10 protein-coding genes and 1 pseudogene are annotated in these 11,551 nt (G+C 59.0%); all 11 read left to right on the plus strand.

Translation table 11 applies throughout. The annotated features are described in order from the left end of the window. Positions 1–194: pseudogene (locus EB809_RS21085) on the plus strand (integrase); the annotation flags it as partial. Positions 195–325: 131 nt separating this feature from the next. Beyond that, positions 326–673: an endonuclease domain-containing protein gene (locus EB809_RS13805; RefSeq protein WP_207389252.1), complete on the plus strand. Its 348-nt coding sequence runs from the start codon at positions 326–328 to the stop codon at positions 671–673. Between the two features lie 82 nt (positions 674–755). Then, positions 756–1,934, plus strand: a complete 1,179-nt coding sequence (gene prpF, locus EB809_RS13810; RefSeq protein WP_123635417.1) for a 2-methylaconitate cis-trans isomerase PrpF — start codon at positions 756–758, stop codon at positions 1,932–1,934. 132 nt (positions 1,935–2,066) lie between these two features. Further along, the gene (gene prpD, locus EB809_RS13815; RefSeq protein WP_123635418.1) at positions 2,067–3,551 is read left to right on the plus strand and encodes a 2-methylcitrate dehydratase; all 1,485 of its coding nucleotides are present in this window, start codon (positions 2,067–2,069) and stop codon (positions 3,549–3,551) included. A gap of 202 nt (positions 3,552–3,753) precedes the next feature. Further along, on the plus strand, positions 3,754–4,485 hold the full coding sequence (locus EB809_RS13820) for a PEP-CTERM sorting domain-containing protein (RefSeq protein WP_123635419.1): 732 nt from the start codon (positions 3,754–3,756) through the stop codon (positions 4,483–4,485). A 203-nt stretch (positions 4,486–4,688) separates the two neighbouring features. Further along, a complete protein-coding gene (locus EB809_RS13825; protein ID WP_123635420.1) occupies positions 4,689–6,101 on the plus strand; it encodes a TIGR03013 family XrtA/PEP-CTERM system glycosyltransferase in 1,413 nt (470 codons plus the stop codon). A 76-nt stretch (positions 6,102–6,177) separates the two neighbouring features. Beyond that, positions 6,178–6,804, plus strand: a complete 627-nt coding sequence (locus tag EB809_RS13830) for an XrtA/PEP-CTERM system exopolysaccharide export protein (RefSeq protein ID WP_123635421.1) — start codon at positions 6,178–6,180, stop codon at positions 6,802–6,804. An 80-nt stretch (positions 6,805–6,884) separates the two neighbouring features. Further along, positions 6,885–8,411: an XrtA system polysaccharide chain length determinant gene (locus tag EB809_RS13835; protein ID WP_123635422.1), complete on the plus strand. Its 1,527-nt coding sequence runs from the start codon at positions 6,885–6,887 to the stop codon at positions 8,409–8,411. Continuing rightward, complete coding sequence (locus EB809_RS13840; RefSeq protein WP_223807968.1) at positions 8,411–9,313, plus strand: polysaccharide biosynthesis protein; 903 nt, start codon at positions 8,411–8,413, stop codon at positions 9,311–9,313. Before EB809_RS13835 ends, EB809_RS13840 begins: the two co-directional genes overlap by 1 nt. Continuing rightward, positions 9,306–10,592 carry an outer membrane beta-barrel protein gene (locus tag EB809_RS13845; protein ID WP_123635423.1) on the plus strand — a complete coding sequence of 429 codons (1,287 nt, stop codon included), beginning with the start codon at positions 9,306–9,308 and terminating at the stop codon, positions 10,590–10,592. The genes EB809_RS13840 and EB809_RS13845 overlap by 8 nt, the downstream gene beginning before the upstream one ends. Beyond that, positions 10,589–11,545 (plus strand): XrtA system polysaccharide deacetylase, encoded by a 957-nt coding sequence (locus EB809_RS13850; RefSeq protein ID WP_123635424.1) that lies wholly within the window; start codon positions 10,589–10,591, stop codon positions 11,543–11,545. The genes EB809_RS13845 and EB809_RS13850 overlap by 4 nt, the downstream gene beginning before the upstream one ends. Positions 11,546–11,551 lie beyond the last annotated feature (6 nt).

Here is an 11,551-nt window from a genome sequence, read left to right on the forward strand (position 1 = left end):
ACAACGGCGAGATCAAGTGGCAGGGCCATTTGATCTACGTGAGTGAGCTGTTAGCCAGGCACCGCGTGGGCCTGAAAGAGGTTGAGGATGACCGAGTAGAGGTGCGATACAGCACCCATCTGCTGGGTCACATCAACCTTAAAACCGCGCGACTGGAGCCCGCATGCCGGTGGCACGCGGGGGAAGAGGTGTAACCCATGTTGCCGGTTCAAAGTGTTACCCATGCTCCGGTTGAACAGAGAGAGGGGGAGCGTCTTGCTCCAAAAGCTGGAGATTAAAAGTGGTGAAGGAACACCAATCCCGCGCAAAGGATCTGCGCGCGAACATGACCGATGCTGAGCATAAGCTGTGGTGGCATCTGCGAGGCCACCGGCTCTGCGGCCAGAAGTTTAGGCGCCAGCAGCCCATTGGCCCCTATATAGTCGACTTCGTTCACTTCGGAGCTCGACTGATCGTCGAGGCCGATGGTGGTCAGCATAACGACAGCGAGTATGACAGGAAGCGCGATGCCTGGTTGACGGCTAAAGGCTTCCAGGTTCTGCGATTCTGGAACCATGATGTTTTAAAGGATATCGAGACGGTGCTGGAAGTGATTCTTCGTGAGGCTTCTGCCCCCTCTCCCCCAGCCCCTCTCCCGCGAGGGGAGAGGGGAGTTAACTCGAGGCATGACTGAGTAAGCCTCTCTCCCCTGGAGGGAGCGATGTTTGGAGAGAGAGGGAGAGCCCCAGAACCCAATCTGGACCAGGAAAACCAAAATGACCCACAAACCCCAAATCAAAATCCCCGCCACCTACATGCGTGGCGGCACCAGCAAGGGCGTGTTCTTCAACCTGACCGACCTGCCGGAAGTGGCGCAGGTACCGGGCGAAGCACGCGATAAGCTGCTGCTGCGCGTCATCGGCAGCCCCGATCCCTACGGCAAGCAGACCGACGGCATGGGCGGCGCCACGTCCAGCACCAGCAAGACCGTCATCCTGTCGAAAAGTGAGAGCCCGGATCACGATGTGGACTATCTGTTTGGTCAGGTCTCCATCGACAAACCGTTCGTCGACTGGAGCGGCAACTGCGGTAACCTGACCGCGGCCGTCGGGGCGTTCGCCATCAACAACGGCCTCGTGGACCCGGCGCAATTGCCGGAGAACGGCACCGCCACGGTCCGGATCTGGCAGAAGAACATCGAGAAAACCATCATTGCCCGTATTCCCATAACCAACGGGGAAGTGCAGGAAACCGGCGACTTCGAGCTGGACGGCGTGACCTTCCCGGCCGCCGAAGTCCAGGTGGAGTTCATGGATCCGGCTGACGGCGAGGGTGCCATGTTCCCGACGGGTAACGTTGTCGACGATCTGGACGTGCCCGGCGTCGGTACCCTGAAAGCCACCATGATCAACGCCGGCATCCCGACCATCTTTATCAACGCCGACGCCATCGGCTACGACGGCACCGAACTGCAGGACGCCATCAACAACGACGACAAGGCCCTGACCCTGTTCGAAACCATCCGCGCCCATGGCGCTGTCAAAATGGGGCTGATCAGCGACGTGGCCGAAGCCGCCAACCGGCAACATACGCCCAAGGTGGCTTTCGTCGCACCGCCCAAAGGCTACGTGGCCTCCAGCGGCAAGGACATCGCCGCGGACGACATCGATGTCCTCGTCCGGGCGTTGTCGATGGGGAAACTGCATCACGCCATGATGGGCACCGCTGCCGTAGCCATCGCCACGGCTTCCGCGATCCCCGGCACTCTGGTGAACCTGGCAGCCGGTGGTGGCGATCGCACCTCCGTGGTGTTTGGTCATCCGTCAGGCACCCTGCGCGTCGGCGCCGAAGCCGAGCAGGTGAACGGCCAGTGGAGTGCGAAGAAAGCCATCATGAGCCGCAGTGCCCGCATCCTGATGGAAGGCTGGGTCCGCATTCCGGGAGATGCCTTCTGAGTTGCTTCGATGAAGAGACCGGGTCAGCTCGAAGCGGCCCGGTTTCCGGTCCATACTGACGCCATCATTTCTTGAAAGGCCGGGGCAGGGCTGATCGATCTAGCGGCACCCTCCCGGCCAGGGAGACGCCCCATGTCAGCGACATTCGATCTCAACGAACGCCCGGATTACGACGACGTCCTGCAGAAGATTGCGGACTACGTTCTCAATTATCAGGTCGATAGCCTCGAGGCGCTGGATACTGCCCGCAACTGCCTGATAGACACCCTCGGCTGCGGCCTTCTGGCGCTTCGCTTTCCCGAATGCACCAAACATCTGGGGCCGATCGTTGAGGGCACAGTAGTGCCTCACGGTGCCCGAGTTCCCGGCACCTCGTTCCGCATGGATCCCGTGAAAGCCGCCTGGGACATCGGCTGCATCATCCGCTGGCTGGACTACAACGACACCTGGCTGGCCGCCGAATGGGGGCACCCCTCCGATAACCTCGGCAGCATTCTGGCCGTCGCCGATCACCTGTCGCAGAAGCGCCAGGCTGAAGGCAAGGCGCCGTTGACCATGCGCGACGTGCTGGAAAGCATGATCATGGCCCACGAGATCCAGGGCGTGCTGGCGCTGGAGAATTCCTTCAACCGCGTTGGTCTGGACCACGTGGTACTGGTCAAGGTGGCCTCGACGGCGGTCACCGCCAAGCTGATGGGTGCGAACCGGGAGCAGATGCTGTCCGCGCTGTCCCACGCCTGGGTCGACGGTCAGGCCCTGCGCACCTATCGCCACGCGCCCAACGCCGGCTCGCGCAAGTCCTGGGCGGCGGGCGATGCGACCTCCCGCGCCGTGCGTCTCGCAGACATCGCCATGCGCGGTGAGATGGGCATTCCCGGCGTGCTGACAGCGCCCCAGTGGGGCTTCTACGACGTGCTGTTCAGCAAGACCAACAAAGATCAGAAGCTCAAGCCTGAAGATCAGCGACGGTTCTCGCTGCCCCAGGACTTTGGGTCTTACGTGATGGAGAGCATCCTGTTCAAGATCTCGTTCCCGGCCGAATTCCACGCCCAGACTGCCGCCGAAGCCGCTGTGACCCTGCATCCCCAGGTGAAAGACCGGCTGGACGAGATCGACCGGGTCGTCATCACCACCCACGAATCCGCCATCCGCATCATCTCCAAAGTCGGCAAGCTGGCGAACGCCGCCGATCGCGACCACTGCCTGCAGTACATGACGGCGGTTCCGCTGATCTTTGGTGCCTTGACGGCCGATCACTACGAAGACGCTTTCCACCAGGCCCACCCCGAAATCGACACCCTGAGGGACAAAATGGAGATCGTGGAAGAACCCCGCTACACCCGGGAATACCTCGAAGCGGACAAGCGCTCGATCGCCAATGCGATTCAGGTCTTCTTCAAGGATGGCTCAAAAACGGAACAGATTGCCGTGGAATATCCGATTGGCCATCGTCGGCGCCGGAAGGAAGGTATCCCGCTGCTTGAGGAGAAGTTCCGGGCCAATCTTGAAACGCGGTTTCCGAAAGGGCGGTGCGACGCCATTGTCGATCGATGCATCGATCAGAAGGTGCTGGAGGGTACGTCGGTGCCTGACTTTATGGCGTTGTTTATGATCTGAGACAGATTTTACAACTTTTTTAAAAAAATTAAGGGATTGACGGTTCGAGAAAAACGTCCATTTTCTTTACAGCGGTGTGGGCAGAAATTGGGTTGTATGGTGTTTAAAGATATGATTATTAAGAAATAAATATTGTTGGCCTTCTTGTTGCTTCTAAGTGACCACGGACTAACAACAACCTCAACAGGTTTAGGAGCTGTGCATGAAGAAGGAACGTGTTCTCAGTATCAGTGCGGGCATCGCACTCGGCGTATCCGGTTTGGTCGCGTCTGTACAGGCGGCGCCCATGCTGTATGTCAGCAGCGCCGGCGAGTCTGCTGCGCAGGCTGCCGAAACCAACTTCCTGGCCAAGCTGAAGTCAGGTTATCTGACTGAAGACTTCGAGTCTTACACGGCTGGCACGACATCCCAGAGCAACGCCATCGCCACGAGCGTCGGTACCTTTACCCAGGATGTTGCGGGTTCAGGCGGTGACTGCGACAGCCTTGGATTCACCTGTAACGGCGGTGTTGCCATTCTGGATGATGGTAGCTCTCCGTTTGGCGGTCGTTTTGCAACTCCAAGCGGTTCGGACAACGCGAACTGGCTGGACAGCATGGACAGCGAAGAGATGACTTTCTCGCTGACGCCGGGCTTCAACGCCCTGGGTTTCTACATCACGGACCCGAACGATGTGGGTGGCCGGATGACCGTGGGTAGCACCACCTTCACCTTCGAAGACATCTTCGGTTCTGCCCTGGGTAACGGCAACGTGTTTTACATCACGCTGTTCGATTCCGAAGGTCTGGGTGATGTTACCTTCTACGCCAATGCCTCGGACGACGGCTATGGCATCGACAACGTTACTGTTGGCGAAGTGCCGGAGCCGGGTTCACTGGCGCTCCTCGGCCTTGGTCTTGCGGGTATCGGCGTGATGCGCCGTCGCAAGGCATAAGCTGGCGAGATACGGTGTTAGAAACCTGCTAAACCCCGGCTTTGCCGGGGTTTTTGCTGTCAGGAATTTTTACATGCGCCTCCCATCTGTTTGAGATTGCACCCAATTGCAGTTCAACCCGGAAGGAGTAGACTTCAAAGGAGTTGGAGATCTACCGATCGGATTCATGGACGCGTCTGGCAGGGTGGCGTGAAGGAGTCGACGTGGCACACGTCAGGATATTCAGGCATTACATTCATCTCCCGTTCGTTATTCTGGGGCTGATTGATTTCAGTGTATTGGTCGGGGCCTTCTGCCTCGCCGTTTTCTTCCGGTATTTCGGTGATATTGCCTATTTCTCCGAATCCATCGCTTACATCCTGCCTTCCGCAGTTATCTTCGCTGCCCTCAATATGTTGCTGATGGTCGCCATGGGCGTGCATCAGTCCCGGCTGGAAGATGGCCTGTCCGGCATGATGCTGCGTACGCTCATTGCGCTGATCCTCAGCATTCCGTTTGCACTGACCGCCTATTTGCTGAGCCAGGAATGGCTTTGGTACCTGGGTGGGGACGGGGTCATCACGTCCGCATCCGTCTTTGGTTTCTTCCTGTTGGGCATCGCGCGCATCGTCTTCTTTACGGTGGTGGGCAATGACGCCTTCAAGCGGAAGGTCTTGGTGCTGGGCACAGGTTTTCGTGCCCGGCAACTGCTCGAAGACCTCCAGACCCCCTTCAATCGCAAGGGGTTCCATCTGGTGGGGTTTGTACCGATCAACGATGAGCCGGTCGAAGTCCCGGAACAGTATCTCGTCAATGTCCCCGGAAGCCTGCACGAGTATATGACGCGTCGTCCGGTCCAGGAGATTGTGGTGTCCGTGGAAGACCGTCGTAAGGGGTTGCCCATGGAAGACCTGCTGGAATGCAAGATGCAGGGCATCCGCATCGTCGACGGCGCGGTCTTCTACGAACGCGAGTCCCGCAAGGTCGCCATGGAGATGATTACGCGCGGCTGGCTCGTTTTCTCGGATGGCTTCTCGGTGTCTTCCGTGTCCGGATTCGGCAAGCGGGCCCTGGATGTGCTGGCGTCAGGCATCTTGTTGATTGCAACCAGCCCGCTGATGCTGCTGACCATCCTGGCGATCAAGATCGAAGACGGATGGTCCGCACCGGTGTTGTACAGCCAGGAACGTGTTGGTCTGCGCGGCCAGGTCTTCAAGGTCCACAAGTTCCGGTCGATGCGCACGGATGCTGAAAAGGATGGCGCCGTCTGGGCGCGCCAGAACGATACCCGCGTGACGCGCGTGGGGGCCTTTATCCGCAAGGTGCGTATCGATGAGCTTCCACAAATCTTTAACGTGCTGAACGGCACTATGTCGTTTGTGGGCCCGAGGCCCGAGCGGCCCATGTTCGTCGAGCAATTGGCGGAGAAGATCCCGTTCTACAACGAACGTCACCGTGTGAAGCCGGGCATTACCGGCTGGGCGCAGCTGTGCTTTGCCTACGCCGATAACGAGGAAGACAGCCGGGAAAAGCTTCGCTACGACCTGTACTACATTAAGAATCAGAGTCTACTGTTGGATTTGTTGGTTATTATTCAGACAGTGGAAGTAATATTGTTCAAGAAAGGATCGCGCTAGGCATTGGTTTGGCTGGTCATCGGTCGGAACGGGTGTCAGTAACCGTGGCTTTCGAAAAAAGAAGCGAGGATGTGAAATGGCAAGGATGGTAATCGGGCTCGTTGTACTGTTTTCTCTTCTGGCAGGTTGTGCCTCGCAACCGGCTTCGTCGCCGCAGCAGATCGAGGCGGCGCTCAACAAGAACGCCGGACCGGTCGACCAGTACATTCTGGGACCCAACGATGTGGTCCAGGTCTCGGTGTGGCGCAATCAGGATCTCAGCGTCAGCGTTCCCATTCGTCCCGACGGCCGGATCTCCGTGCCGCTGGTGGGGGATGTCGTGGCCGCCGGTCTGACCCCCGAAGAACTGGCCGACGACGTACAGGACAAACTTGAGCAGTATATCCGTCAGCCCCAGGTCAGTGTGGTCGTCACCGGGATGAACAGTCATGAGTTCACCGATCGCGTCCGGGTGACCGGTGCCGTTCAGAGTCCCATGACCATGCCGTTCCGTGATGGCATGACGGTCATGGACGTGGTGCTCTCTGCTGGCGGCGCCAACCCGTTCGCCGATTTGAACAGCGCCATGCTGTACCGGCCGATGGGCAAGGAGGTGGTGGCGATCCCGGTCAAGCTTGACGACATTCTGACCCGGGGCGACATCGCGACCAACTACCGGCTTTTGCCCGGTGATATCCTGACCGTGCCCGAGCGCAGTTTCTGATCCACTGGACGACGCCCTGACATCGATGGTCGGGGCATTCCAGATGATCGCACGTTAGCTTTCAGTTTCAGGTAACAGCTATGGCACTTCCACTGATTCAACTGCCCAGCGAAATCATCCGCGAAGTCCGAACCCGCAAGTGGCTCGCGCTGGCGGCCTTCGCCATTGTCAGCTTTGGCGTACTGGCTGCCGGGTTTCTCTGGCCCTACAAATACGAGTCGGACGTCGTCATCTATGTGGACGACGAGAACATCATCCGCCCTCTGATGGAGGGCAGCGCCGTGACGACCAAGATCAATGAGCGGGCATCAGCAGCCCAGGAGCTTCTCTGGAGCCGGGGCGTGATGGAAAACGTCGCCAAGGACACCGATATCTTTGGCCCGGATGCGGCCACGCTGCAGGCGGAAAAGCTGGAATCCCGTGTCAACTGGCTACGCTCCAACCTGAGCGTCCGTCCCCGCGGTGATAGCTATTTCAGCATCGGCTTTATGTCTGAATCCCCCTCTCAGGCGTATCGGGTGGCGCAGCGCATGGGCCAGGCCTTTATCGAAGAGTCGGTGCGCCGCAAGCAGGCGGAAAGTCGCAGTGCCTACGAGTTCATCGACAACCAGGTCAAATCCTATGAGGATCTGCTCGCCGAGTCGGAAAAACGTCTCAAGCAGTTCCTGTCCAAGAATGTCGATGGCACCGAAGGCGAAGCCAATGGCAAATTGTCCGACCTGCGCGGAAAGCTGGAACAGGCGCAACTGGATAAGCAGGTAACCGAAACCCGAGTGGCCTCGTTGCAAGGTCAGCTTTCGAACGTGAACCAGAATATAAGCCGCGGCAAGACCATCGACGCCTACCAGCAGCGCATCAACTCCATGCAGGATCAGCTCGATACGCTGCGCCTTAAGTACAAGGATTCCTACCCGGATATCGTGGCGTTGCAGGAGCAGATCGCGGTGCTCAAACGCCAGCGTGACAAAGCCCGCAGCAGCGGAGACACCTCCGACGCCAGTGTTGGTACCGGGGACACGATCAACCCGCTGTATCAGGACTTGAGTTCAGATCTGGCCGATGCCCGTACCCAGATGGAAATGATCAACACCCGCATCAGCTCGATCAAGGCGTTGATCGGGGAACAGGTTGATCGTATGCAGCGGATCCAGGAAAACAAAGCGGAATACTCGCAACTGACCCGCGATATGGAAGTCAACAAACAGATCTACAACGATCTGCTCAAGCGTCGCGAGCGGGCCCGGGTTTCCATGCACCTGGACATCAAGGGCCAGGGCCTGAACTATCGGATCAACGAGACGGCGCGTTACCCGCTCAAACCCGAAGGGGCCCAGTTTAACCAGTTTGCCATGGCGGGGCTCTTCCTGGGCCTGTTAGCGCCATTGGGCACCATCGCCGGACTGCTGCAAATCGATCCGCGGGTACGCGCCAAATCCCAGTTGGAAGATGAAGTGGGTATCCCGGTGCTGATCGACATCCCCCGGGTGAGAACGCCCTTTGAGATGCGTCGGGAGCGGCGGGTGACCTATGCCGTCGTTATTTGTGCCGTGCTGGTGATAGCCGCCTATATCGGTGTAGCCGTTGCTTCAGTGATGGGAGTTATTTGATGAACGGAACGCGCCAGAGCAGAGATGTCGATGCCTCTCCCGATAAGGACGAGCAGAACGAATTGGAAGCCCTGAGGAAACGGCAGCGTCAACTGAGCCGGGAGGAGGAATCCTCCAACCGGCCGGAAAAATCAGGCTCAGGCTCAAGCGAGTCGGAAGACGCTCGCCTGTTGGTTCCCAGCACGCTCGAACTGGGTGCCGGCGCGGTCGACCGCTACGTCATGAGCCGCCAGATCAAACGAATGCAGGAGCCTCGCCAACTGACATTCGATGATCTCGACGAACGCCGTATTATCTATCCGGAGTCGCCGAACCGGGATCTGGTCAACCGATTCCGTAGCCTGCGGACCAAGTTGCTGGAAATCTCCGGCGGCAACAACTTCACGTTGGTGGTGACCGGCGCGACCGATGGTGCCGGATCGTCCTTTATCGCCCTGAACCTGGCCGCGGCCTTCGCCTTCGACCAGTCCAAGACCGCGCTGTTGGTAGACTGCAACCTACGCGAGCCGTCCTTGCACACCATGCTGGATATGTTCCCGGACACCGGCCTGACGGATTTCCTGGAAGAGTCAGACTACGACGTCGCCAAAATTATTTACCCGACGGGCATTCCCCGGCTGCGCCTGGTGCCGGCTGGCAGTCGCCGCGAATCGCCGGCTGAATTCTTCACGTCGTTCCAGATCAAACTGTTCCTCCAGTCGATCCGCCGGCGTTATCCGGACCGGTTCATCATCTTGGATACGGCCTCAATCAGTCATTCGCCGGACGCGCGGATTCTCTCTGATCTCTGCGACTATTCATTGCTGGTGGTCCCGCATGGTAAGGCCACGCCGTCAGCGGTGGAGCAGGCTGCGCATTCGTTTGATCCCGAGAAATTTGCCGGAGTGGTTATCAATGGGTAGTTCTTCCGAATCAGGGATGATTCGAGGCATTGTCCTCCTGGCCGGGTCTCTCTTTCTGGGCGCGGCGACAACGGCCCATGCAGAGCCCGTGAAGCTCAGCATCGGCGCTGACAGCCGATTCAGCGACAACATCAAGCGCAGCGAATCGGGGGAGAAATCGGATGTGGAAAATCGCATCAAACTGAAGATTTCCCATAAAACCGATCCGGGTCGGTGCGTATCGGATTTTAACGCCGATCTTGCCTATGGCATTTACGCCAACCATACCTACGATCCGGAACCCTATGCCTTCATCGACTGGCTGGGCAGCTGCCAGATTGCCGAGCGCTTTTTCTGGGATGTCACCAACGAAACGCGGGACGTCGTCCAGAACAACACCGAACCCAACACACCGGACAACCGCAGCCGGCGCAATATCTTCAGCACGGGGCCACGCTACGTCTGGGGCGTTACGCCGGTCGATACCATCAGCTTGTCGGCCCAGTACGAAAACATCGAATTCAGCGAGCCGGAAGAGCGTGACAGCGAGGCAGGAATCGGGTCCGCGGTGTGGAGCCATCTGTTTTCCGAGCTGCTGACCGGTGGCCTGAACCTGTCCACCGAGCATCGGGAGTACGACAACAAGGAAAAGGTCGATCGCAATACCGCGACCCTGTTCTTCTCGAAGGAATTTGCGGCCACCACGATTTCCGGCTCACTCGGCGGTACCTGGTTGAAACGCCGGTTTTTCAGTACCGAGCAGTCGTTCAATGGCTGGGTAGGCGATCTGCGGCTTGAACGACAGATCAACGAGGCGTCCTCGTTCTATGTCGCGGCAAGCCGCCAGGTCACGGACGAAACCTCTGAGTTCGACTTCCTGTTCGACGGCGTTACCTACACGATCGAGGACACCTCAGCCGTCGAAGTCAGCGACGTCCGGGGTGGCTACACCCGCCGGTTCAGTGATACCTCGACCCTCAACCTGAGCGCCGTCGCCACCCGCTCGGACAACCTGAAGACCGACTCGCGCGAAGGCCGGGTGGCCTTTAACGCCGACTACCGCCGCCCGGTGACCGGCCAGATCGACTTCACCGCGGGCACGCGGGTTGCCTACATCGACTACAAGGACAACGACACCCAGGACGAAATCATCGGGGTCGACGTCGGGCTCAGTTGCCAACTCCTGTCCGATCTCGACCTGAGCGGAAAAATTGGTCACAACCGGCGCAACAGTGACGTGGGCTCCCGGGAGTATGCCGAAAACTGGGTGCTGGTCAGTCTGGAGTACCAGATCCGATGACGCACACGACCGATCGCAGCCGTAACGAACAACCCATTAACGCACTCACCGTCGACGTGGAAGACTATTTCCAGGTGGCGGCCCTGGCCGAAGCCGTGTCGCGGGATGATTGGGAATCCATGGAATACCGGGTGGAAGCCAACACGGATCGTTTGTTGGCGCGGTTCGAGCAGCACGGCATCCGGGCCACGTTTTTCACCCTCGGCTGGGTTGCCGAACGCTCGCCCGCGCTGGTGCGCCGCATCCAGGCCGCCGGCCACGAGATTGCCAGCCATGGATACAGCCACCAACTGATCTACAACCAGACGCCCGAGGTCTTCCGCGAGGAAACCCGGCGCTCGAAGCAGATCCTGGAAGACATTACCGGCGAGCGGGTAACGGGCTATCGCGCCGCCAGCTATTCCATCACCAACGAATCCCGTTGGGCGCTCGATATCCTGGCGGAAGAAGGCTTTACCTGGGATTCGTCGATTTTCCCGGTGCATCACGATCGCTACGGCATGCCGGGCACGCCGCGCTGGCCGCACCGCCTCAAGACCGATGGCGGACACGAACTGGCGGAATTCCCGCTCAGTACACTCCAGCTGCCCGGTTACACGCTGCCCATTGCCGGCGGCGGTTACTTCCGGCTGTTTCCCTATTGGTTCAGCCAGTGGGGCCTGGGGCAGATCAATCGCCAGTCGCAGCCCTTCGTGTTTTACCTGCACCCCTGGGAAGTGGATCCCGGCCAGCCCCGGCTGAAGGTCAAATGGCTGTCGCGGTTCCGGCACTACAACAACCTGGATGTCTGTGAAGCGCGGCTGGAGAAGCTGCTCCGCCGGTTCCGCTTTGCTCCGATGAGTGAGGTCCTGCGCGAACAGGGCGTGCTGCCTGGCGGATCGGCCAACGAGCAGGGCGATACGGCGGTGACCGAAACGGCTGCAACGCCGGGTCGCTCCGCGGTGTCACACTAGGAACGG

Origin of the sequence: Marinobacter sp. R17, from assembly GCF_003789045.1 — a bacterium.
GTDB classification, from domain to species: Bacteria; Pseudomonadota; Gammaproteobacteria; order Pseudomonadales; family Oleiphilaceae; genus Marinobacter_A; species Marinobacter_A mangrovi.

Bases quoted from the DNA above. Each gene is read 5' to 3' on its own strand.
- EB809_RS13805 (WP_207389252.1), top strand. From the start codon at position 326: ATGACCGATGCTGAGCATAAGCTGTGGTGGCATCTGCGAGGCCACCGG.
- prpF (WP_123635417.1), top strand. From the start codon at position 756: ATGACCCACAAACCCCAAATCAAAATCCCCGCCACCTACATGCGTGGC.
- prpD (WP_123635418.1), top strand. From the start codon at position 2,067: ATGTCAGCGACATTCGATCTCAACGAACGCCCGGATTACGACGACGTC.
- EB809_RS13820 (WP_123635419.1), top strand. From the start codon at position 3,754: ATGAAGAAGGAACGTGTTCTCAGTATCAGTGCGGGCATCGCACTCGGC.
- EB809_RS13830 (WP_123635421.1), top strand. From the start codon at position 6,178: ATGGCAAGGATGGTAATCGGGCTCGTTGTACTGTTTTCTCTTCTGGCA.
- EB809_RS13835 (WP_123635422.1), top strand. From the start codon at position 6,885: ATGGCACTTCCACTGATTCAACTGCCCAGCGAAATCATCCGCGAAGTC.
- EB809_RS13840 (WP_223807968.1), top strand. From the start codon at position 8,411: ATGAACGGAACGCGCCAGAGCAGAGATGTCGATGCCTCTCCCGATAAG.
- EB809_RS13845 (WP_123635423.1), top strand. From the start codon at position 9,306: ATGGGTAGTTCTTCCGAATCAGGGATGATTCGAGGCATTGTCCTCCTG.
- EB809_RS13850 (WP_123635424.1), top strand. From the start codon at position 10,589: ATGACGCACACGACCGATCGCAGCCGTAACGAACAACCCATTAACGCA.